Annotated in this window: 20 protein-coding genes and 1 pseudogene; 15 read left to right on the top strand and 6 right to left on the bottom strand. The window is 59.4% G+C overall.

Translation table 11 applies throughout. The features are described 5' to 3' along the window. Positions 1-65 precede the first annotated feature (65 nt). The 3 genes and pseudogenes from rmuC to J3O30_RS30410 all read left to right on the top strand — a co-directional run bounded on the left by rmuC (position 66) and on the right by J3O30_RS30410 (position 6017). Positions 66-1715, top strand: coding sequence for a DNA recombination protein RmuC (gene rmuC / locus J3O30_RS30420; RefSeq protein ID WP_018068212.1), 1650 nt, complete (start codon positions 66-68; stop codon positions 1713-1715). A 415-nt stretch (positions 1716-2130) separates the two neighbouring features. After that, positions 2131-4489: pseudogene (locus J3O30_RS30415) on the top strand (hypothetical protein). A gap of 379 nt (positions 4490-4868) precedes the next feature. Continuing rightward, positions 4869-6017, top strand: coding sequence for a site-specific integrase (locus tag J3O30_RS30410; RefSeq protein WP_131645521.1), 1149 nt, complete (start codon positions 4869-4871; stop codon positions 6015-6017). 499 nt (positions 6018-6516) lie between these two features. Here J3O30_RS30410 and J3O30_RS30405 read toward each other — a convergent pair whose 3' ends face one another. The 6 genes from J3O30_RS30405 to repA form a co-directional block, all read right to left on the bottom strand. After that, positions 6517-7488, bottom strand: coding sequence for an IS110 family transposase (locus J3O30_RS30405; RefSeq protein ID WP_207585664.1), 972 nt, complete (start codon positions 7486-7488; stop codon positions 6517-6519). A 380-nt stretch (positions 7489-7868) separates the two neighbouring features. Then, complete coding sequence (locus J3O30_RS30400) at positions 7869-8066, bottom strand: cold-shock protein (protein WP_131645520.1); 198 nt, start codon at positions 8064-8066, stop codon at positions 7869-7871. A 153-nt stretch (positions 8067-8219) separates the two neighbouring features. After that, positions 8220-8954, bottom strand: a complete 735-nt coding sequence (locus tag J3O30_RS30395; protein WP_018482017.1) for an NYN domain-containing protein — start codon at positions 8952-8954, stop codon at positions 8220-8222. A gap of 231 nt (positions 8955-9185) precedes the next feature. Then, positions 9186-10400, bottom strand: a complete 1215-nt coding sequence (gene repC, locus J3O30_RS30390) for a plasmid replication protein RepC (RefSeq protein ID WP_207585703.1) — start codon at positions 10398-10400, stop codon at positions 9186-9188. Between the two features lie 190 nt (positions 10401-10590). After that, on the bottom strand, positions 10591-11628 hold the full coding sequence (gene repB / locus J3O30_RS30385) for a plasmid partitioning protein RepB (protein WP_207585663.1): 1038 nt from the start codon (positions 11626-11628) through the stop codon (positions 10591-10593). Beyond that, complete coding sequence (gene repA / locus J3O30_RS30380; RefSeq protein WP_032982647.1) at positions 11625-12848, bottom strand: plasmid partitioning protein RepA; 1224 nt, start codon at positions 12846-12848, stop codon at positions 11625-11627. Before repA ends, repB begins: the two co-directional genes overlap by 4 nt. A gap of 376 nt (positions 12849-13224) precedes the next feature. Between repA and J3O30_RS30375 the strand changes: the two genes are divergently transcribed. The 12 genes from J3O30_RS30375 to trbI are packed head-to-tail and all read left to right on the top strand — an operon-like array spanning position 13225 to position 23367. Next, entirely contained in the window at positions 13225-13863 is a 639-nt protein-coding gene (locus J3O30_RS30375) for an acyl-homoserine-lactone synthase (protein ID WP_131645517.1), read from the top strand. Continuing rightward, the gene (trbB, locus tag J3O30_RS30370) at positions 13860-14837 is read left to right on the top strand and encodes a P-type conjugative transfer ATPase TrbB (protein WP_207585662.1); all 978 of its coding nucleotides are present in this window, start codon (positions 13860-13862) and stop codon (positions 14835-14837) included. The genes J3O30_RS30375 and trbB overlap by 4 nt, the downstream gene beginning before the upstream one ends. Continuing rightward, entirely contained in the window at positions 14827-15210 is a 384-nt protein-coding gene (locus tag J3O30_RS30365) for a TrbC/VirB2 family protein (RefSeq protein ID WP_207585661.1), read from the top strand. The genes trbB and J3O30_RS30365 overlap by 11 nt, the downstream gene beginning before the upstream one ends. Beyond that, positions 15203-15502 carry a conjugal transfer protein TrbD gene (locus tag J3O30_RS30360; protein ID WP_131645515.1) on the top strand — a complete coding sequence of 100 codons (300 nt, stop codon included), beginning with the start codon at positions 15203-15205 and terminating at the stop codon, positions 15500-15502. The genes J3O30_RS30365 and J3O30_RS30360 overlap by 8 nt, the downstream gene beginning before the upstream one ends. A gap of 10 nt (positions 15503-15512) precedes the next feature. Next, complete coding sequence (locus tag J3O30_RS30355; protein ID WP_131645514.1) at positions 15513-17963, top strand: conjugal transfer protein TrbE; 2451 nt, start codon at positions 15513-15515, stop codon at positions 17961-17963. Next, complete coding sequence (trbJ, locus tag J3O30_RS30350) at positions 17941-18738, top strand: P-type conjugative transfer protein TrbJ (protein ID WP_131645513.1); 798 nt, start codon at positions 17941-17943, stop codon at positions 18736-18738. The genes J3O30_RS30355 and trbJ overlap by 23 nt, the downstream gene beginning before the upstream one ends. Further along, entirely contained in the window at positions 18732-18908 is a 177-nt protein-coding gene (trbK, locus tag J3O30_RS30345) for an entry exclusion protein TrbK (RefSeq protein WP_018516718.1), read from the top strand. The genes trbJ and trbK overlap by 7 nt, the downstream gene beginning before the upstream one ends. A gap of 13 nt (positions 18909-18921) precedes the next feature. Continuing rightward, entirely contained in the window at positions 18922-20100 is a 1179-nt protein-coding gene (gene trbL, locus J3O30_RS30340) for a P-type conjugative transfer protein TrbL (RefSeq protein ID WP_207585660.1), read from the top strand. A gap of 20 nt (positions 20101-20120) precedes the next feature. Next, complete coding sequence (locus J3O30_RS30335; RefSeq protein WP_131614005.1) at positions 20121-20783, top strand: conjugal transfer protein TrbF; 663 nt, start codon at positions 20121-20123, stop codon at positions 20781-20783. 17 nt (positions 20784-20800) lie between these two features. Continuing rightward, positions 20801-21613 (top strand): P-type conjugative transfer protein TrbG, encoded by an 813-nt coding sequence (gene trbG / locus J3O30_RS30330; protein ID WP_207585659.1) that lies wholly within the window; start codon positions 20801-20803, stop codon positions 21611-21613. 3 nt (positions 21614-21616) lie between these two features. Continuing rightward, positions 21617-22057: a conjugal transfer protein TrbH gene (trbH, locus tag J3O30_RS30325; protein WP_207585658.1), complete on the top strand. Its 441-nt coding sequence runs from the start codon at positions 21617-21619 to the stop codon at positions 22055-22057. 11 nt (positions 22058-22068) lie between these two features. After that, complete coding sequence (gene trbI / locus J3O30_RS30320; protein WP_207585657.1) at positions 22069-23367, top strand: IncP-type conjugal transfer protein TrbI; 1299 nt, start codon at positions 22069-22071, stop codon at positions 23365-23367. Positions 23368-23581 lie beyond the last annotated feature (214 nt).

Genomic DNA, 23581 nt, shown 5'->3' with positions numbered 1-23581 from the left:
TCTTCTCAAAGATGTCGGCTACTGATTCTCGTAGCCGCAGGATTGGTTGGGAATCAAGCAGGACCATGCTCGTGGATCAGGAATACATTCAGTGGAGCTTGTGGGGCGCCGCCGCCTTCAGCTCCTTCGTATCGCTCCTCGTTGTTTTCGTGGTCATAAGCCGCCTTTCAAGGTTGGCCGGAAAGCTTGACGCCGATCCCGCAGCGGCAAAACTGAACGCCCTGGAAATGGCCCAGGAGCGCATCGAGCGCAATGTGCGCGACGATCTTCGGGCTGCTCGCGAAGAAGGCACGGCATCCGCTAAGGATTTGCGTGAGGAAGTCACAAAGAGCATTGCGGCACTCGCAGAAACCTTGCGGACACAGTCCGCCGAGGCGGCGAAACAGCAGAAGGAAAACCTAGACCAAGTTTCCCAGACGCTTCGTCAGATGGCGAGCGACAGCGCAGCCCAGTTCTCCAAAAACCAGGAAGCCCTCCTCACCACGTTCCGCGAGCTTCGTGATCAGGTCATTCAGAATCTCGATGCAATGAAGGCCGATGCTGGCGAGCGGACAAAGGCACTGACGGAAACGGTGACAGCTAGCCTGGACCGCTTTGCCAAGAACTCGATCGAACAGAACCAGCAGATGTTTGATATCCAGCGCGCCCAACACGAGGATTTTGGCAAGCGCCTAGAAGTGTTGAGCGAGAAGAACGCGCAGACGGGCGAAGCACTAAAGCTCAGTGTAGAAAACCAGCTCGGCGTATTGCGCAAAGAGAATGGTGAGAAGCTCGAACAGATGCGCGTCACCGTCGATGAGAAGCTGCAGGGTACGCTTGACAAACGGCTCGGAGACTCCTTCAAGATCGTCAGCGAACGCCTCGAAGCAGTTCATCAGGGCCTGGGTGAAATGCAGAACCTGGCGACGGGCGTCGGCGATCTGAAACGCGTCCTGACGAACGTAAAATCACGCGGGTCGTGGGGCGAGGTGCAGCTTGGAGCTCTACTCGAGCAGATTCTGACGCCTGCGCAGTATGTCGCGAATGCCACCATGTCCGAATTTGGCAACGAACGTGTCGAATACGCAATCCGACTCCCCGGCTCCGGCGAGACAGAAGAGTGCCTGCTACCAATCGACGCGAAATTTCCGATTGAGGACTATGAACGGCTGCAGGCGGCCTCAGAGATCGGGGACATTGCCGCCGTCGAGGAAGCCTCGAAGGCTTTGGAGACACGCATCAAGAACTCGGCCAAGGACATATCAAGTAAGTACATTCGTCCACCGAAGACGACAGATTTCGCGATCCTGTTTCTGCCAACGGAAGGCCTTTACGCCGAGATCATCCGTCGCCCGGGACTGTGCGACGACCTCCAGCGAACCTATCGCGTTACAGTGGCAGGACCGACAACCCTCACCGCCATTCTTAACAGTCTGCAGATGGGATTCCGCACACTTGCAATCCAGGAACGTTCAAGCGAAGTGTGGCAGGTTCTTTCTGCGGTCAAGGAGGAGTTTGGTAAATTCGGTCCAGTGCTGGAGAAGGTTAAAAAGAAGCTGCAGGAAGCGTCCAACCAGATCGACAATGTCGAGGTGCGAGGCCGCGCCATCAACCGTAAGCTGCGCAACGTTGAAATCCTGCCTGCAAACGATGCGCAGGTCTTGATCGAGACGCTGGAAGAGGACCTTGGTTTCGACGATGGTGATGCCGAGGCTGACGGAAAACTGTCGGCTTGAATTTCAACACTTGTCAACGCGCATCCGATAACATTCTCAGACGTTTCATTGGCTGGGTGAGTTCGGCCCGATGGCCACGGACTCGCTCTTTCGGAAGGCACTTTCGAGACATCCGAAGGAGATAAGACGTGGGTTCAGGTTCCAGAAAGTTGTTCGTGGACTTGCAAATATAGCGCGCGCTTTACGGTTGATCCACATTCACCGCAACTCTCTTACTCCCCGCCGAGCTGCGCCTTCATGGCCGGCTGATGGTCCGGGTCCCGCCGGCCGGAACGATCTCGTAAGAGCTATCGTTGGAGGTAGCTCAGAACACCAATCGCGATGATCGTCTTGTGCTCCTTCCGATATACGTTTTGTCAAACGACAACTCCTATTTCCGCTCGCCTTCGGCATTGGGGCCGAGAGGGATGCGAGCATGCCAAAAGACGATATATCCTCACGTCATTTTCAACGAAAAATCTCAGACTTCTGCGACGTTCGAATTGCGCCGGTCGCATCGAAACAGGTCCTGGAGAATATCCGGCCGTATCTCATCAGTCTGATCATCTACCGCAAATCACCGCCTTTGCTCAACGGCCGCATTGACTGGACGACGATCGGTGAAGCCTGCGGGATCGAGGACGAGATGACACTGGAGCTCAAAAGCCAACTCCGCCCTGGCCTCGACGCCATCCTCCGATGGCTTCGTATGGCGCCCGCTGCGGAAGACGTTCGGCATTCAAAGCCGAAATCAAAACCGACCAAACCCAATCATCAGACGCCAGTACCGACCGCATCCTCCAACCGCAAGCCGCAACGGTTGGGCAGCGACAACACCCCGGCTCAACCCGCCTCAGCATCGCCAGGTCCGCAGCCAAAACCGATCCGGGAATTTCCCGAACCGCTCTTCGAGGCGGCGGACGATCCAGAGAGTTTTGACGACGCCCTCATCTACCAAATGCGCCGCTTCGGCGACAGTTACTGGCAACTCTATCGCGCGATCATTCGTCTCGGCGAGAATTTCGACCACAAGACGCTCTTGTCATGGATCCAGGGTGATCGCGCGCCGAGATCGATTGCCAGTTTCGATATCCTCGCCCGCATCGAGCGCCGCTACCGACTGCCGTCGGGATATTTCAAGGGGAAGCTTCCGCATCAGTCGCGCTCGCTCCATGGTCACGATCTTGGTGATATCAGTCCTGCCGAGCGGCGGCGATTGGCCTGGCATCTGCCGGATGACTTTGGCAGCCTGCCGTTCTTCAAGCGCGAGGAAATCCTCGACTGGGTGCGGCGGGTCATCATCTCCGGTTCCACCGATTATCGACCGATACCAGGCGGCGGCCAGCAAACAGCGCTATGCCATCCGCTTTCCCGGCATCACCTATGGCGGCGGATCGCTGTCTCCCCGATCGGCCGTGCTGACCAGTGGCACCAGTCCCAGTGCGGACGAATCCTTCGAGGATCCGGACCTTCTTTCCGGCGTAGTCGACGCGCCGCCGCGGTTGGCGATGGAGATGGCGGACCTGATCCGCTTCAAGACCTCGACACTGACGGCGATCGGCTTTCAGCGCAATGGCGTGTGGGGTGAGGAAACGGCATCCCAGAAGGTCGAGCATCTTGGACTAATGTTCGGGGCGCTGGCCGCCTCACCCGCCGGCATCGTCAAAGGCCGCGGCGTCCCGCTCAGCCAGCTGACCTTCGGCATGCTGATTTTCCCGGGTGTCTGGGATTGGTATTTGCAATGGCGTGAGCAGCGACGCGGCTTCTACACCAAGTGGGAAGAAGACATGCTGATGGTCGCCCAAGCCCTCACCCGTGCCGAGGTCGGCTGGATCCGGCAGCATCCGGAGCTTCTGAAGAACGTTCGCCCGATCGAAGGCTTGATCGCGCCAGAGGAGATCGAATTCGCTTCGCGCGACTGGCATGGCGCCTGCGACGCGTTTCATCGGCATGCTGCTAATCGCTCGAAGGAAGTGCAGCGGGTCATGCGGGTGCATCGCGATCCGTTCGAGCCGATCATGGTGATCCTCGAAGCGGACAGTCCGCTGGCGGAATACCGCAAGATCACCGACGAGATCCTGACGCGCATGCCGGACGAAGACCACTATCCACGGCAGGCGGCGGAAGCTGTCCGCTCCTTCCTGATGCTTCGGCTCGGACTTCATCTGGGGCTGCGGCAGAAGAACCTCCGGCAGCTGCGCGTCTGCCCGAGCGGTCATTTTCCGACGGCGGAGCGCCGGCTGGAAGGCATGAAGTGCGGCGAGCTGCGCTGGAGCGACCGCGAGCGTGGCTGGGAAGTGCTCATCCCGTCCGTCGCCTTCAAGAATTTCGGCTCGTCCTTCTTTGGCCAGAAACCGTTCCGGCTGATCCTGCCGGACCTTCTCGATCTCTATAAATACCTGGAAGCCTATATCGATCGACACCGCGGTGTGCTGCTCGCCGGCGCAAAGGATCCCGGCACCTTGTTCGTAAAGACGGTCAAGACGACCAGCCTCGACGCCGCTTACGACTCTACGACCTTCTACGAAGCCTGGCGGACCGTCATCCAACGATACGGGATCTACAATCCGTATACCGGTCGCGGCGCCATCAAGGGCCTGCTGCCGCACGGGCCGCACAACGTGCGGGATATTCTCGCGACCCATATCCTCAAGCAGACGGGCTCCTACGAACAGGCGAGCTACGCTATCCAAGATACTCCGGATGTTGTGCAGCAGCACTACAGTCGTTTCCTGCCGCAGGATAAGGCGGCGCTCGCGGCAAAAATCCTGAACCAGGTTTGGGAAGCGGCATAGGCCGGAACGAGCGATCGGCCGGAACTCCGCTTACATAGCAGTTCGGTCAGTGGTCTGCCGAGCTTACCGCCGCGTCGGGTGGCAGGTTCGGTCTGCCTCGATTGCCTATGGTCTCATTCTGCGGGGCCGTTTACCGCCAACTTCGCGGAAGCTGGTGGTGTTTGCGCCTCGTTAACCATATGAATTAACGTCGTCATTTCCTGTTGCGGAAACCAATGTCTCACTAACTTCCGTCACTATTCATGATGCTCCAGGCCACGTCTGGCCATCGATAACCAACGTTTATCGATGGTTATTGATCTGGAGCCGCAAATCAGCGAGAATCGGGGCAAATCACGGCCCTCAAGGCCGCCAAAACCCGCGACTTTTTGGGACGCCCGTGGCCAAAGCCAAGACATCACTGACCGCCGTCGAGCGCCGTGCCGAAGAGCTCGACACCATCGCCGCCGTGCTGCCGATCGAGCGCCGCGACGAACTCGCCGAACTGCTCACCGACGACGACGTCGAAACCCTGCGCCATCTCGTCAACCAGGGCATGGGCGACAACACGCTGCGGGCGCTGACCTCGGATCTCGCCTATCTGGAAGCCTGGGGATTGGCCGCCACCAAAAAGTCGCTGCCCTGGCCGGCGCCCGAAGCGCTGCTCTTAAAATTCGTCGCTCATCACCTCTGGGATCCGGAAAAGCGGGCTTCCGCACCCGATCACGGTATGCCGGCCGACGTCGACGAAAGCCTCAGGAGCCAAGGGTTTCTCAAATCCGTCGGTCCACACGCGCCAGCCACAGTGCGGCGGCGGCTGGCGAACTGGTCGACGCTGACCAAGTGGCGCGGCCTCGACGGCGCGTTCGCCTCCCCTGCCCTCAAATCAGCCATTCGGCTGGCGATCCGAGCCGCGCCAAGACAACGTCTTCGCAAGAGCGCCAAGGCGGTCACCGGCGACGTGCTGGCAAAGCTGCTGGCGACTTGCGCGACCGACAGCCTGCGCGATCTCCGCGACCGGGCGATCCTGATGGTCGCCTTTGCCTCCGGCGGCCGCCGGCGCAGCGAGATCGCCGGACTGCGCCGCGAGCAACTGACCGTCGAGGTGCCGATCCCAGTCGAGAATGGCGCCCCCCTCCCCTCTCTCGCCATCCATCTCGGTCGCACCAAGACCAGCTCCGGTGAGCAAGACGATGTCGTCTATCTGACCGGCCGGCCGGTGGAGGCGCTCAATGCCTGGATGGCGGCCGCCAAGATCGACAGCGGCAGCGTGTTTCGGGGGATCGGGCGCTGGGGGACTGTGTCGCGGCGGGCGATCGATCCGCAGTCGGTCAATGCCATTCTCAAGCAGCGGGCGGAGATGGCTGGGTTGGAGCCGGGGGAGTTTTCCGCTCATGGGCTGCGGTCAGGCTATCTGACAGAGGCCGCCATTCGGAACATCCCTCTTCTGGAAGCGATGGAGCAATCGCGACATCGATCCGTTCAGCAGGCTGCAGGCTACTACAACAACGTTACAAGGCGGAGCGGGCGTGCTGCACGGATGCTGTGAAAACAGCCGGCCCAAAGAGGACGCTGAGGCTCGCCGATGTAGAGTAAGACGGGGGCGTCGCCGTCAATCAGCCGCCCGCGGAGCTCCTCCCTCGCAAAACTCCAGAAACCGCGACGCCGGATCAGCGGTCTCCTCGAGTTCGACTAGAAGCAAATACGTGCAGCCCCTGTACCTTCACCCGCTTGGTGTCGGTCACGTTAATTGTCCCTCAGCGGGCGCAGATGGAGCATCACGAGGGAACCTAGTACTCGCGAAACGGGGATGCTGCTGATGTCTCTAAGCTTCTGGTCTGCATCCTCTCAGCCGCATCGAAATTAAATGCGTCGATGGCGTCCTTGGGGCCGGCCGGCCGGCTCTAAGAACAGATCCGTCAAGACAATTGGGGCGATCTCGTGAGTCCTTGATCGATAAAGATGGCAAAAATCGTAATGAGGGATGTGGCGGTCGTCCTGCTTGCGCAACGGAAAGCCCAGCACGGGATGAGAATCTGTGTTGGTTGTCAAGGCGGATTTGGTGTCCAGATGCGATCGTGAGCTAGGAGGCAGTTTGCCAAGACGAGCAGCTTGCGCATGATGGCGACCAGGATGACCTTGGCTGGTTTTCCTGCGGCTTTGAGCGTGTCTGCGAAACGAGCCAGGGCGGGATTGTATCGACGGGCCGACAAGGCGGCCATGTAGAGCGCGCGCCGGGGTGCTGGCCTGCCGGCGCGGATGGAACGACGTCCGGTTCGGGCACCGCTGTCGTTGGCGATTGGTGCAAGCCCTGCCAGCATGGCGGCCTGCTTGCCCGAACAACTGCCCAACTCGTCCATGCCGGCCATCAATGCCAGGGCCGTGACGCGGCCGATGCCGGGGATGGAGGTGAGGATCTCGGCCTTGCGGCAGAGCTGCGGGTCCTCGCCGACACATCGTTCGATCTCTTTGTCGAGACGTTCGACATGCTGTTCCAGCCGACGCACGAGGCGGTTGAGTTCGCCGCGCATAAGGGCGGTGGTGGCAGTCTTGCTGCGGTTCTGCAGGGCGGTGATGTCGCATTTGGCTGCCGATCGTGCATTGACCAGCTCCTGCAAGGCCTCGATGTGAGGACTTGGCGGCGTGTCGGCCGGCGGGCGCAGGCTCTCGGCCAGGAGCGCCAGGAAACGGGCATCGAGACGGTCGGTCTTGGCGAGATAGCCGCAGGCGCGGGCAAACATGCGGGCGCGCAGCGGATCGACCACGGCGACGGCAAAGCCATCGAGCCAAAGCGAGCGATGGGCGGGGCGATGGAACTTGCCGGTTGCCTCCATCACGATGCTTTTGGGCTGATGCCTGGCCAGCAGCCGTTTCAGCTGGCGGATGCCGGTCTTGTCATTGCTAAACCGCCGGCTTTCGCCCAGCGGATGCAGATGAACATCAAGCCACTCTTTACTCACGTCCACACCGGCATAAACTACCGGCATCGCGTCTTCTTGGAACGAAACCTTGCCTTGCATGCGGGACTTGCTCCCCATCATCTGTTCAGGACAAACGCGAGGACGGCCGGACCAATCTCATCCCCGGTTCAAGCCAAGGGGCCTGCGGTCCCGGCCGTCCGCACTCCGGCGGATGGCCATCCGCCGGAGTGCGCACCGATCATCCAACAATCAGCGCTAATTGAACATGCAAGGGGCGGAGGGGTCCGATAGAGACTGACAGCCTGCTGTCCGTCGGACCCAAGCGGTTCGGGAGGAGGTGAACCGCTTGAACACTCTGAGGGTAATACTGCCATGCAGAACATTTAAGTCCCGCGCTTGCACCGCGCACATATCTCGGCCTGCAAAAAAGGATAGTCCGGGCGAACCCGGCCTATCCGACCATTCACCTGCAGTTAGACTCAGGCCTGCAGGTTGTCCGCAGACATCTTGCCGGACTTGCGATCCTTTACCAGCTCATAGGTAATTTTCTGGCCGTCGTTGAGGCCGCGCATGCCGGCCCGCTCCACCTGGACGAACACATCGGCGCTGCCGTCGTCCGGCTCGATGAACCCGAAGCCCTTCGTTGCGTTGAACCACTTTACCGTACCGGTCGCCATGACGTCTTCCTTTGATCAATCGCATTTCCGAAGCGTGCTCGGCTGACACTTTTTTTGCGGGCAGCACTGATAGACGCTTCTTGCCGCGGGGAAAGCCCATACTCACCGTCGAGGTGTCCCGGTACTCCTCGCTCTATCGCCGCGACGATGGTGCTACTTGTTACCTCGTTGTTTCACCCGGATGCTGATCGGACCGCCCTCGGCCTGGCGAATCTCGAACTGGTTCGTCTTGCGGATAAGATCGCTGAGTTTTCGGAAGCCGAATGTACGCGGGTCGAAATCCGGCGCCAGGTTCAACAACTGCTTGCCGACGGTGCCCAGGTTGACCCAGCCGTCATCGCTATCCTCCTGGGACAGCACCTTCTTGATCAGCGGCACGGCCGATGTTGCCGGCTGCAGCGGCTTGTCGGTGGAAGCAGTATTCTGCTCGTCCTTGATCGCGCCAGGAAGCAGATTTTCGGTATAGACGAACCGCCGGCAGGCCTGGCGAAAACTTTCCGGTGTCTTCTGCTCGCCGAAGCCGAATACATCGACACCCTGCTCGCGGATCCGGGCGGCAAGCCGCGTGAAATCGCTGTCCGAGGACACTAGGCAGAAGCCGTCGAACCTCCCGCTGTGCAGCAAATCCATTGCATCGATGACCAAAGTGATATCGGAAGCATTCTTTCCCGTTGTATACGCAAATTGCTGCTGCGGGATAATCGCGTGCTTTGCGAGCACGTCCGCCCAACCCTTGGAGCGGGTGCCGGAAAAATCACCGTAGATGCGACGCACGCTCGCCTCCCCGATTTTGGCTACCTCTTCGAACAGCCCGTCGGCGATTTTAGCGGATGTATTGTCCGCATCAATCAGAACAGCGAGGCGCGGAGATCGAGTTTCAGACGGCATTGCTCTTCCTCACTTTTAAAACGGTTTCGAAGGCCAGCAGAGCACGGCTCGGACCAGGCAAGCAACTTCATTTAATTTGCCCATCGGACCGAGCGAAAACCTGCCTTGCCGGATGATGTCAGCATCCGCCGGCCGAGTTGATCTACCCTTCCCCGCTCCAGCATCCGCCGATCGCAAAACCCTGACAGCTGTCAGGGTTTTGACCAGCCGACCGCAAGCATAGGCAACCAACTATCCCGTCCTGCGATTGCTATCGCCATCGACCCGAAGCAGCGCCATAAGCGCCGGGCCAAGTGAAAATTCGCCCCGTGCCGCCTTCCGTGTCAGGTCTCGCAGATATCCGCCAGGCGAGTTGATGTGCCCTGCCCGCTCAAGGATGCAGGCGATCGCCGTGGCCGCATTCTCCGGCCCCATCACCTCGCAGGCCTCCTGATAGGCTGAGGGGCTGACGCCCAGCATCGACCGGACGACCACCGCTGCACCCATCATCTCGCGCCAACTTCCGATCGTACCGCCCGGGCCATATATCACGATCTCGGGGCAAGCCCGCATCACCATGCCAAGTGGAAAATTCCGGACTGGCTCCCGCTTCGGCCGATCATCGTCCACCGCCTTTGCGCCCTTCTCGTTTTCAGAGGTAGGTTCAAGTTCATTGATGGATTCGGTGTTTGAATTCTGTATGTGACGCTCACTTTGGTCACCATTGGTGCTACTATTTTCGTCTTTTTGCTGCACTTCCAGGATGTTGACCGCCTCCTGCAGCAGGAGCTCCATCTCGTCCAGGATTGAATTCACATCGCTGAGCGTCGGAGCGCGCGGAATCCTGCCTACGAGACCGACGTACATCGCTTCGATGTTTTCCCAGTTGCCTGACGCTCCTTCCTCGATCGCGGCAGAAATGAGCTTTCGAACGTCACGCCGGCATATTGTCAAATTCTCCTTCGCCCGACGGAGGGCGAAACGATCTGCAACGACCTGTTGCGCCATCATGGCAAGCTCATCTGTTCGCATGAGCAACGGTGACAGATCAAAGCCGAATGCGCTATCGATCGCACCCGCCTTGTCCTTCCGGGCGTAGCGCTTTCCATTCGCGCTGTCCTTCCGCACGATCAGTCCTGCCTCAACGAGAAGGGCCAGATGTCTGCGAAGGGTAGCGCCGGCGATACCGTGCGCCCGAAGTGTCAATTGTGTGTTGGACGGAAAAACGATGAGTTGCGCATCCTGGCGCAATTCGGTGTCTGGATGAAAGCTCAGGAGCGCGTCAAGGACGGCCAGGCTGCGATCCTGCAGGCCAAGCAGCTCCCTTGCTTCGGATGCGTCCCGAAAGACTTTCCATTTGTCCGCTGTCTTGCCCGGCTTAATCTTACTCGTCTCGATTTGCCGCTTCACCAGGGCAAGCGTCGCCGGCCGCCGCCCAAAGGGCGTCGTCACACTTCCAATCTGCATTTTCTTCACCTTCAAAAAGGCAAAAGAAACCTGCTCACCAAATTACGGTGCCAAAGACTCTTGACTGGGATTCGGGGAAATGCGATTCTCTAGTTGTCACACATTGAGAGAGGCTTCCACGACGGCAACGTTTGGGGGGCCTTTTTCTTTTGCAGTTCGTCCTTTTTTTATCTCCAAACCCTGACAGCTGTCAGGGTTTCTCGTCTTCTCGCAGGCGGACAAAGCGCTCCGTTAGCGCTGGGAGCTCCGCTTCAACAAACTTCAAAAAGTCGACCCCGAGTGAACCCTCAGCCGAAATTCGAACCTCTTTCGAGGATATCAACAGGGCGCCAAGCTTCGTTCCGCTCTTGTCTGTAATCGGGCTTGGCTCTCTCCGACCAGCCGATACTGGCTTGATGGCGTTCAATGCACGCTGAAACCTTTGATCGGACGTCTCAACCGCATCGCCCCTCCCAACCAGTGCTGCCCTTAGGGCATCGAGCGCTCCCGTGTCGCCCGCAACCGTCTTGGCAAGGTCGAGCCAACGTGGCCGCCCGATCTTCGGCGCCCGCCCAATGGCCTCGATGATATCCGCGGGAACGATCCTGTAGACATTCCGCATCCGAGCCAGTTCTGCGTCCTCGATCGAAAGCGCAGCGTAGATGTGCCGAGGCTTGATCCCCGCATCATCCATTCGGGAGGCAAACAGCGCGCGCTCGATCCAGGTGAGGTCTTGGCGACCCGCGTTTTCGATGCCTTGTGCAAGAACTAGGTCGAGGTCGGAAATCTCGACTTCGAGAGCGCGAACAGGCCTGTCAAGCTGCATGGCAGCGAGCCAGCGTCGATGACCGTAAACGATCTGATAGCGACCTGGGGACGAAGGGTGTTTGCGAACCTGGACGGGAACCTTTTGCCCCTCAGTCTCGATCGACCGTTTGAACGCCTCGAAGCTCGTTGCGTCATCGTCCGGCAGTCTGTCCGGATAGGGGGATGGGTCGATGAGCGACGGATCCAACTCGCGAACCGAACCACCGCCCGACTCCACGATAGCCTTCAAGCGATCTCGCTCTGTTCGAATGTCGTCGATTGCTCGGTGTGCAGCACCGATCACACCTGCTCCGACACGATTTCCCGGAACCGGGGCAGGGGCCTGCGACGGCTGCTGTTGATCCGCAGCCTGATCGCTTTCCAGCTCTGCGGAAAGCAACCCGAAGCTGGCGACAATCGACTTGCGAGGGGATTTGCTCATGTCCGCCCCCAGCTCTCATTGACGAGGCGAACAATCGCCTCGTTCACAGCATCTACCGCCTCGCGGGCACGCTTGTGAGTATCGCGTCCGATCTGTCCCAATTCGAGCTCGTATACCGAGCGCTTCGCCAAGCCGGCTGCTTCAACGGCGGTGCTTTCAATGGCGGTCGGCAATAATACATCGGAGCCGAACAGGTGCCGAAGCATCGCAACGACTTGCGACTGTGGCGCGTCATTGGGGTCGTGTCGTGTAACCAGATACCGGATGAAGTCCTGGTCCAACTGAGCGCCGCTCTCGTTCAGAACACTAATCAGATCACCCATCATGAGAAGGAACTGGCTCATTGACGCGACGTCCAGCATGGCAGGGTGGACCGTAATGATCATGCTAGTCGCTGCGTATATCGCGCTCAAGGTCAGAAAGCCGAGGGACGGCGGAGTGTCGAGAATCACGATGTCGTAGTCCGCCGCGACTTCCGAAAGGGCGAGTTTCAGCCGCTCAAAAAAGATTGCGCCGGAGTTGGCCTTGTTCGCCAAGATCCGTGGCGTTTCGTGCTCATACTCCATGACTTCAAGATTGCCCGGAATGAGGTCGATGCCATCGAAATATGTCCTGCGAATTATATCGCGGATGGGACGACGCTCGGCGTCATCGTAACGCAAAGCGGCATAGATCGTTTCATTCGACCCAACATCAACTTCTGGCTGAGCACCGAACAAAGCGGACAAGGATGCTTGCGGGTCCAGGTCGAGTGCGAGGACGCGATACCCATGAAGGGCGAGATAGTGGGCAAGGTGGACACAGGTTGTCGTCTTCGCGCTGCCGCCCTTGAAGTTGGCTATCGCAAGAACCTGGAGGTGCTCGCCGGCACGTCGACGAGGAAGGAATCGCAAGGCGTCTGCAGGTTTCTGAATCGCGAACAATTCACGCAGTTCATTGATCTGGTCCAGCGTGTAGACGCGATGGTTATTTTCCAGCCTACTGGGAATCGGCCCACGTCCTTCGGTGGACATGAGCTTCAGGGTGGAATCGGGTATAGACGTCAGCTTCGACACTTCGTTGGTCAGAAAGGGACGCAGGGTCTTTTCCGATTTTGGCGGATACATACGAGTTCTGAGCTGCTGCAATTGCCCGGACAGAAGCCCGGCATGGCGCATGATTTTGCTGCCGGCATCTTCCTTCGAGCCAACACTTGCTTCTACTCGGTTTGCTATCGCCATCTGTCCCTCTTGGCGGCTTTTCGCCGGTTTACCGGCCATTGCCCGCTAAAAATAGAACACGATTCTCCGAACTGGTCCAGAGGTTTAGGGTTAACAAAAGGTTAACGACCGGGGGCAATCTGCATAAGGCTGTTCGGTTTTTTGCTTTTCCGCTCCGGGAGTTAGCCACAAATGCCCGGCTCCCTGATCCCGGAATGTTCTCCTGTGAATCCTACAAATCCGAACAGTGTAGCAGCAAGTAGATTAGGCGGCTCTGTAGCGCCACACCCCTCATGAGCCACGACTCACCTCGCTACGTGCATGTTGAATCCTACAACTGCCCTCCGATTCCAAACTGTGCTGATTTCCCGCCGACCAACAACGACGGAGAAAGATCATGCGGGCTCTCGCGCTCTCAACACCCCGGACGATCCAAGAGGCGCATCTCCTACACATCCACTATCAGCTTCGTGCTCGGGTCTTTTCCGATCGCCTGGGCTGGGAAGTCGATGTAACGGCGGGGTGCGAGTCCGATCGTTTCGACGCGCTTCGGCCGACCTATATTCTCGCCATCGCAGAGACCGGCGAATTGGCGGGGTGCGCGAGGCTTCTTCCTGCGCTCGGACCGACAATGGTGGCCGACGTTTTCCCGTCGCTGCTCCCCGACGGCCAACTCAAGGGGCATGCCGCGATGATCGAGAGTTCTCGCTTCTGTGTCGACACGGCTCTCGCGGAGGGGAGGGGCGTCGGCTCGGTCCATGAAGCGACGCTGACCATGTTCGCTGGCATCATCGAATGGTGCCTGGCAAACGGGTACACTGAGATTGTTACGGTGACCGATCTTCGGTTTGAGCGCATCCTCGCCCGCGTGGGGTGGCAGCTGCATCGTTTAGGCGAACCCAAGAAGATCGGCGTGACGACGGCCGTAGCGGGCACGCTGGCCGCCAATGCGGCCACGTTCCTCAGGCTTCGCCCCTCCAACTACCGTTCTGAACTCGCCCCCTGTCAGCCAGGCAGCGTAAGGAGAAATCCGTGAACCAGCTTCGCTCTCACCCTCGGCTCGTCCGCAAACTTCAGGAGGCGCTCGGCGACCAGCTTTGTGTTGCCCTGGACGACGCGAACGTCGTCGAGATCATGCTTAATCCGGACGGAAAGTTGTTCATCGAACGGCTCGGTCACGGCGTTACGCCCGCCGGCGAGATGTCGTCGGCTGCAGCGGAGATGGTGATCGGTACAGTGGCGCACGCGCTTCAGTCAGAGGTCGACACGGAACAGCCAATCATCTCCGGCGAGCTGCCAATCGGTGGCCACCGCTTCGAGGGACTGTTGCCGCCCGTTGTCACCAAGCCTGCCTTCACGATTCGTCGCCGGGTATCGCGCCTCATTCCGCTCGAAGACTATATTCGCGCCGGCGTGATGACAGAATACCAAGCCGCCACGATCCGCAGCGCCATTTCCACGAGGCTGAACATCATCATTTCCGGCGGAACGGGCTCGGGCAAGACGACGCTAGCGAACGCGGTCATCCACGAGATCGTCAAATCTGCGCCGCAGGATCGTCTCGTCATTCTTGAGGATACCGCGGAAATCCAATGCGCGGCCGAAAACGCCGTTCTCCTGCATACCAGCGATTCGATCGACATGGCGCGGCTCTTGAAGAGCACAATGCGCTTGCGCCCCGACCGGATCGTCGTTGGCGAAGTTCGCGACGGCGCGGCCCTGACGTTGCTCAAGGCCTGGAACACCGGTCACCCAGGCGGCGTGGCGACCATTCACTCGAACTCCGCCATGTCAGCGCTGCGTCGGCTTGAACAGCTGACCGCCGAAGCAAGCCAGCAGCCGATGCACGAGGTGATCGGAGAGGCCGTCGACTTGGTCATCTCGATCGAGCGGACGCCGCGTGGGCGGCTTGTTCGCGACATCATTCAAGTCGAGCGGTTCATCAACGGACAGTACGAGATCGAATCCGATCAGCTCACCGAAGAACAGGAGGCGCGCCATGTCGCGTAAGCATACCCTCATCGCCGCCGCGCTCGTGGCGGCGCAAATCGTTCTTGCCTCTGTCGCGCCGGCGCTCGCCAGTTCCGGCGGCAGCCTCCCATGGGAAGGGCCACTGCAGCAGATTCAGGAGTCGATCACCGGCCCGGTCGCGGGTGCGATCGCGCTTGCAGCCGTGGCCATTGCCGGCGGCATGCTCATCTTCGGCGGCGAGCTCAACGATTTCGCACGGCGCCTTGTGTACGTCGTTCTCGTCGCCGGCATCCTGCTCGGCGCCACCAACATCGTCGGCCTGTTCGGTGCGACCGGCGCTTCGATCGGGCTAACCGACGAGCAGGTCACGTCAATTGGTTCGAACGGGGGAGGGGAGGGAGATGATGGCTGAGTCCGTGTCCGGCTTGCGACGCAATCGCATCCATCGTGCCCTCTCGCGCCCGAACCTTCTGATGGGCGCGGACCGCGAATTGGTGCTGATCACCGGCCTTGCGGCCGTCATTCTCATCTTCGTGGTTCTCACGGTCTATTCGGCGCTCTTCGGCATCGCCGTCTGGATCGTCATCGTCGGGGCGCTCAGGATGATGGCGAAGTCGGATCCGATCATGCGCCAAGTCTATATCAGGCACATTTCTTACAAGCCCTACTACAAGGCAACCACTTCGCCGTGGCGCCGGTATTGAGGAGGCGGCCATGGTAGCTCTCAAACGCTTCCGGGTAACCGGCCCGTCCTTCGCCGATCTCGTTCCCTATGCCGGCCTCGTCGACAATGGTGTTCTCCTCTTGAAGGACGGAAGCCTGATGGCCGGCTGGTACTTCGCGGGACCGGACTCGGAAAGTGCGACCGACCTCGAGCGCAACGAGTTGTCGCGGCAGATCAATGCCGTTCTGTCACGGCTCGGAAGCGGCTGGATGATCCAGGTCGAGGCCATCCGTATTCCAACAGTCGACTATCCATCAGAGGATCGATGCCATTTCCCCGACCCCGTGACCCGCGCAATCGATGCCGAGCGTCGGGCGCATTTCGCGCGCGAGCAGGGGCATTTCGAGAGCAAGCATGCGCTGATCCTGACCTACCGGCCACTTGAGTCCAAGAAGACTGCACTCAGCAAATACGTCTATTCGGATGAGGAGAGCCGGAAGAAGTCCTACGCGGACACGGTGCTCTTCGTGTTCAAGAACGCGGTGCGTGAGCTTGAGCAGTATTTTGCCAACACACTTACGATCCGGCGAATGGAAACCCGCGAAACACTTGAGAGGGGAGGGGAGCGAATTGCCCGGTATGACGAGTTGCTCCAGTTCGCCCGATTCTGCACCACTGGGGAAAGCCATCCAATCCGGCTTCCCGATATTCCGATGTATCTCGACTGGATTGCCACGGCGGAGCTTGAGCACGGACTGACGCCAAAGGTCGAAAACCGTTTCCTCGGCGTCATCGCGATCGACGGTCTGCCGGCCGAAAGCTGGCCGGGGATTTTGAACAGCCTTGATATGATGCCGCTGACCTATCGGTGGTCGTCACGTTTCATCTTTCTCGATGCCGAGGAGGCTCGACAGAAGCTCGAACGCACACGCAAGAAATGGCAGCAGAAGGTCCGGCCGTTCTTCGACCAGATATTCCAGACACAAAGTCGATCCGTCGACCAGGACGCGATGACCATGGTGGTCGAGACGGAGGATGCCATCGCGCAGGCCTCGTCACAGCTGGTTGCCTATGGCTATTACACACCGGTCGTCGTGCTGTTCGACAGCAATCGCGAAGCACTCCAGGAAAAGGCCGAAGCGATCCGGCGGTTGATCCAGGCGGAAGGTTTCGGTGCGCGGATCGAAACGCTCAATGCCACCGACGCCTATCTCGGCAGCTTGCCGGGCAACTGGTATTGCAACATCCGTGAGCCGCTGATCAACACCAGCAATCTCGCCGACTTGATTCCGCTGAACTCGGTCTGGTCGGGAAACCCGGTCGCGCCATGCCCCTTTTACGCAGCGAATTCCCCGCCGTTGATGCAGGTTGCGAGCGGATCGACATCGTTTCGTCTGAACCTGCACGTCGATGATGTCGGCCACACACTGATCTTCGGTCCAACGGGTTCGGGCAAGTCGACGCTTCTCGCCCTGATAGCCGCGCAGTTTCGCCGGTACGAAAATGCGCAGATCTTCGCCTTTGACAAAGGCAGTTCACTTCAACCCCTGACGCTCGCTGCTGGCGGCGATCATTATGAGATCGGCGGCGACAATGCGGAAGAGGGGAGGGCCTTGGCCTTCTGCCCACTCTCCGAACTCAAGAGTGACGCCGACCGGGCTTGGGCGACGGAATGGATCGAGATGCTGATCGGCCTGCAGGGCGTCACCATCACACCCGATCATCGTAACGCCATCTCTCGGCAGGTCGGACTGATGGCGAGCGCCTCTGGTCGCTCGCTCTCGGATTTCGTCAGCGGCGTGCAATTGCGCGAGATCAAGGACGCGCTGCATCACTATACCGTCGATGGTCCAATGGGTCAGTTCCTTGATGCGGAAGAGGATGGCCTCACGCTTGGCGCCTTCCAGACCTTCGAGATCGAGCAACTGATGAATATGGGCGAGCGTAACCTCGTGCCAGTATTGACCTACCTGTTCCGCCGGATCGAAAAGCGCCTGGACGGATCGCCAAGTCTGATCGTGCTTGACGAGGCGTGGCTGATGCTCGGCCACCCTGTGTTCCGCGACAAAATTCGCGAGTGGCTGAAGGTGCTGCGCAAGGCGAACTGCGCTGTCGTTCTTGCCACCCAATCGATCTCCGATGCCGAACGGTCCGGCATTGTCGACGTGCTGAAGGAATCCTGCCCCACCAAGATTTGCCTTCCGAATGGCGCCGCCCGGGAGTCGGGAACGCGCGAATTCTACGAGCGCATCGGCTTCAACGAGCGGCAGATCGAGATCGTCGCTACCGCCATGCCGAAGCGCGAATACTACGTCGCCACGCCGGAAGGCCGGCGGCTCTTCAACATGTCGCTTGGGCCAGTCGCGCTGAGCTTTGTCGGCGCGTCGGGCAAAGAGGACCTCAAACGCATCCGCACACTGAAATCCGAACATGGCCACGACTGGCCGATCCACTGGCTTGAAACGAGAGGAGTTCAAGATGCCGCATCGCTGCTCAAATAGATGGTTCGCCGGCTTGGCGGCCGCCGCTCTTACGATTGGACGCGCAGGCTCAGTGCAAGCCGGTACAGCCACCGGCGCCGCGACCGAATGGACGCAGCTCGCCAACAATGCGCAGCTCGTGGACCTCATGAAAAGCTCCGGCATCCAGGTCGACAATCAACTGACCCAGATCAGCCAGCTTGCAGAGCAGATTCAGAACCAGCTGAAGATCTACGAGAACATGCTGCAAAACACCGCGCAGCTTCCTGACCATGTCTGGGGGCAGGTCGAAAGCGATCTCAACCAGCTACGCACTATCATCGACCAGGGACAGGGCATCGCTTTTTCGATGGGAAATGCGGACGACGTTCTTCAGCAACGCTTTCAAAGCTATGCCGATCTCAAGACGAATTTGCCGGACAACACGACGTTCTCCTCGACCTATCAGTCCTGGTCAAACACCAACCGTGACACGATCGCCAGCTCGCTGAAGGCGGCGAGCCTCACGGCCGACCAGTTCGACAGCGAGGAGGATACGATGTCCTCGCTGCGGTCGATGTCCGAAACGGCTGACGGGCAGATGAAGGCTTTGCAGGTCGGCCACGAGATCGCCGCTCAGCAAGTCGCGCAAATGCAGAAGCTTCGCGGTCTCGTCTCCCAACAGATGACCATGATGGGAACCTGGCTGCAGACCGAACAGACCGACAAGGATCTGGCACAGGCGCGGCGGGAAAAATTCTTCAGTGCGACGGCTCCTTCCACCTCAGGTGGCGAAAAGATGAAGGTGGAGTGGTGAAAACGAAACTGATCCTAGTCGCGATCGCGACGAGTCTCGCTGTCGGCAGCACCGGCCTATGGTTGCTCATCTCGGAAAAACAGGCCGCATGGGAGCGCCGGGAGAAGTTTTTTGGTTCATCGAAGGAGTATCCCACATCGGGCGGCGAAAAGATGAAGGTCGAATGGTGATCGCATGCCAACCATGACGAGACTTCATCAGCTACGGGTCGCCATGCTCGTTGCCGCGTTCGCGGTGATGGCGACCCAGCCGGCGCTTGCGCAAGAAGGGTCAGTTTTGACCTCCCTCCAGAGCCAGATCACTACCGCCGCGAAGGGGTGGGAAAGCACCGTCATGGACGCTGCGAGATCTCTGTTCTGGATCCTCGCAACGATCGAGATCGGCATAGCGGCCGTCTGGCTGGCCATCCAGTCGGCCTCGCTGGATAGCTGGTTCGCCGAACTGGTGCGGCGGATCATGTTTGTGGGCTTCTTCGCGTTTGTGCTAGCGCAGGGACCCACCTTCGCCAAGGCGGTCGCAGACAGTCTCTTCCAAATCGGCGCCGGAGGAGGGACGGCATCACCAGCTGACGTGTTCAACGCCGGGCTCGCAGTTGCAACGAAAATGTCGGAAAAGGTACAGTTCGGCCTCTTCGAAGACAATGCTCTCGCAATCTCGGCAGCGTTCGCGATGGTCGTGACAGTCATCGCATTTTCTCTGGTCGCAGCGATTTTCGTGTCGGTCATGGTCGAAATGTATATCGGGCTGCTGGCCGGCATGATCATGCTCGGCCTTGGTGGATCGTCGTTCACCAAGGATTTTGCAGTCCGCTACCTGGTCTACGCCTTCTCCGTCGGGATGAAGCTCATGGGCCTTGTGATGATCTCTCGCATTGGTTCGGAAGTGTTGATCGGCCTCGCCAACCAGCCCGATATCGGCGACCAGTTTCAAACCGCTCTTGCCATCGCTGGAATTGCCGTCGTTGTTTTCATCATCGCCATGTACGTCCCGAACATCATCCAGGGCGTCGTCCAGGGCGCGTCGGTCTCCGGTGGCATGGAGGCAATCCGGCACGGCGGGCAAGCGGCGTCCTTCGCCGCCGGTGCTGGTTTCCTCGCCGCCGGCGCTGCCGGCGCGGGGTTTGCGGCGGCTCAAGCCGCACGAGCTGGCGGTTCATCCGTTGCAGGTGCTGCTCTTCGCGGCATGGCCGCGAGCTTCAGTTCCGGCGCGCAAGCAGCCGGATCCGCCGCGAAGGAAAAGGCAATCGGCTCTCCGGGCGCTTATGCCGGGTCCATTCTCGGACTGGCCAATGCCAAGCTCGATCAACAGCGCGGCGGTCATAGCGGACCGAAGCCTCCTCCCGAACGCAACGACAAACCGTAATCGAGACAAGGGAAGAATAAATGGCAGCGAACCGCGCCCCGGAAAACCCGTATCTTGCCGCCCGCCAGGAATGGAGCGAACGCTATGGCTCCTATGTGAAAGCCGCCGCCGCATGGCGCGTCGTTGGTGTCCTCGGTCTGGTCATGGCCGTCATCGGCTTCAGCTACTCGATGTATCTGAGCACGCAGGTGAGGCTCGTGCCTTACATCGTCGAGGTCGACAAGCTCGGAACCGCGGTCACGGCAGGCTTTCCGGAGCAAATAGAATATGCCGATGTCCGCGTGGTGCGCGCCACACTCGGTAGCTTCGTCACGAGCTTTCGCTCGATCACTCCAGATGCGGTGGTGCAGAAGCAATATATCGACCGCACCTACGCCCTTCTTCGCACGTCCGATCCGTCGACGGAGAAGGTCAACGCCTGGTTCCGAGGCAATTCTCCGTTCGAGAAGGCGAAGTCTTCGACAGTTGCCATCGAGGTCAACAACATCGTGGCGCTTTCGAACCAGACCTATCAGATCGACTGGACGGAATACGAGCGGGATCGCAAGGGCAAAGAGATCGGCACGCGGCGGTTCCGCGGCATCGCAACTGTGACACTCACCGCGCCACAGGATGAGGCGACGATCCGCCTCAATCCGATCGGCCTCTATGTCCGGGATTTCGACTGGACGGCACAGCTTTAATGGCAGGGATTCTTTCAATGAAAAAAACGGAATTGATCGCAGCCGCCGGCTGCATAGCCGGACTCTTGCTTGCGGCGGGCGCGCAGGCGCAAAGCATGACAAGCAACGAGGTGAAGGGAACAAATCTTTCCAGAAAGTGGCGCGGTACGGCGGGACTGGTGACGACGGGTCCGGATGGAAAGGTCATCTTTCTGTTCGGCGAGACCCAACCCTCCGTCGTCTGCTCGCCGCTACAGGTCTGCGACATCGAACTTCAGGGTGGCGAGATCGTCCGCGATGTGCTCGTCGGCGACACCGTACGCTGGAAGGTGGAGCCGGCCACCTCGGGGGCGACAGGCGGGCAGGCGATCCATCTCATCGTCAAACCGTCGGAGCCCGGCCTTCTCACCTCGATGGTCGTCACCACCTCACGGCGAACCTATCATATCCAGCTTAAGTCCCATCCCAGCCAGTACATGGCACGTGTCGGGTTCGAATATCCGGAAGACGTGTCGCCCAAACTCGCCGACATCAACGCCCGTATCGAAACCGGCGGCATTCCGGGCGCGGCGCCGGACAAGCTGAACTTTTCTTATTCGATCAGCGGCGGGGCTTCGTGGAGGCCGAAGCGGGTCTATTCGGACGGGGTCAAGACCTACATCCAGTTCCCGAAGTCTATCTCCGGCCAGGACGCGCCGGTGCTGTTTGTCGTCTCTGGCGGCCAGAACCGCATCGTCAATTACCGGATGAAGAACGACATGATGACCGTCGACTATGCGATCGACAAGGCGATCCTCATTTCCGGTGTCGGTTGGCAGCAGCAGAAGATCACCATCCGGCGGGGAGGCTGAACCATGCGGAAGCTTCTCGCATTCTTCATCGCGGCCGCGCTGCTCTCCAGCTGCCAAACGGCCGACGACGCACTGACGACCAGCTCGACCCCGGTGGCCGTCACCGGACCGGCTGCAAGCGCCATCGCCGGCGACATGGCAAGCCGCCTGGCTGAACAGATCGGCCCGGCAGGTGCTACGACAACGATCAAAATGGGGACGGACACATCGGAGTTCGCATCCGCCCTCGAGGTGGCGCTGAAGGGGTGGGGCTACACAGTGGTCACGGACGGCAAAGTCGCCAAAGACGTCAAGCCGGTCGAGCTTGCTTATGCAATCGAGGGCTTCGACGGACAGGTGCTAGTGCAGGTCTCGACGCCTTCCATCGCTCTTGGCCGCGCTTACACACCGACGGCGGCCGGCGCCGCGCCGGCCGGTCCGCTTTCGATCATGCAGCGCAACTGACGGAGATTAACATGGTCCAGTCGCTCCAGCTTGGCACATCGAGCCAAGCCGACGATCAGCAGGTCATGCGCCGGCTCAACCGCCTGCCGATCATCATCGCCATCATCGTCATCGTGCTGTTCGTCGGCGTCGTTGTGATTGGTCTCTCGCTTCGTGGGCTTTCCTTCAATCGTGGTGACATCGAGGGTGCTTCCAACAGCCCTGCGACCAGTTTTGGCGACCAGCTGAAGCGGGGTGTCACGGATGGCATTATCGGTGACCCAGACAAGCAGGAGGTGTTTCAACCGACACCCGTCGTCGCGGAGAAAAAGGAGAAGCAGGAACAGGTCGTCGAGCGCCAACCAGCAGATAGACAAGATCGCCGACAAAGGCTCGAATCCGAAGAGGAGTGGAAGGCTCGCCTGAAGCGAGAGCAGGATGAACAATATATGCGCGAGGCCCAGCGGCAACGGATGGCGCGCCTCCAGGCTCGTTCTACGGCGCTCGATTCGCCGCTGAAGGTAGACATCTCCGATGTCGAGAACGCTGCAAGTTCCACCAATGACATCGGCCGCCAGCCGACAAATGCCGTGGCGAACAGCGCCTCAGACCTTTATGCCGCGGCCATGAAATCCGGACTGATGGGTCAGAACGTCGATCAGAACGGCCAGACGTCGAAGGAGGACTTCTTCAATCAGGACATCAAGAATCTTGGCTACCTGCCAAACCAGGTGGTGCCGCAGATGTCACCCAATGAATTGAAGCGCGGCTCAGTCATTCCCGCCACCTTGATCACCGGCCTGAATTCCGATTTGCCAGGGCGGATCACGGCTCAGGTCAGCCAGAATGTCTACGACAGCGCGACCGGCTATCGCCTTCTCATCCCCCAGGGCGCAAAGCTGTTCGGTCGCTACGATTCCAAGGTTTCATTCGGCCAGGAGCGGGTACTCGTTGTCTGGACGGACCTCATTTTCCCGAATGGGTCTACCCTGCAGATCGGCGGCATGGCTGGCACAGACGCAGAAGGATATGGGGGCTTCAAGGATAAGGTCGACCGCCATCTCTGGAGGACTTTCCGTTCGGCTGCGCTGGTGGCAATCATCGGAACTGGTATCGATATGTCGATGCCTGAGAGTTCGACGCTCGCGATGCAGGACACGGCCTCGGATGCAGCACGACGTAATTTTGCCGAATCATTCGGCCGGGTAGCGGAAGAGACGATCTCGAAGAATCTGAACGTTCAGCCGACAATTCGCATCCGGCCGGGCTACAAGTTCAACGTCCTGGTCGATCAGGATATTGTTTTTCCGTCAGTCTATAGCGGCCGCTAACCAGCTAATGGACCCTCAGATTTTCGCTTATCGCTGAACATCGCAAGGTCATTCCGCGCGGCGGCGCAGGTGTGACTAAAAATCTCTACAAAAATCATCGTCTTTAGATCAGAAAGAGTTGAATACTCGGCAGAGGTGAATAGACCTAAGGGATGCAACGAACGTGGATCTGCTTCGCGTAAAAGCAACCGCCGTATGGTCCAATGTCCCATGT

The organism is Rhizobium sp. NZLR1, assembly GCF_017357385.1.
Classification (GTDB): domain Bacteria; phylum Pseudomonadota; class Alphaproteobacteria; order Rhizobiales; family Rhizobiaceae; genus Rhizobium.
This window is presented reverse-complemented; position numbering and strand designations above follow the sequence as displayed.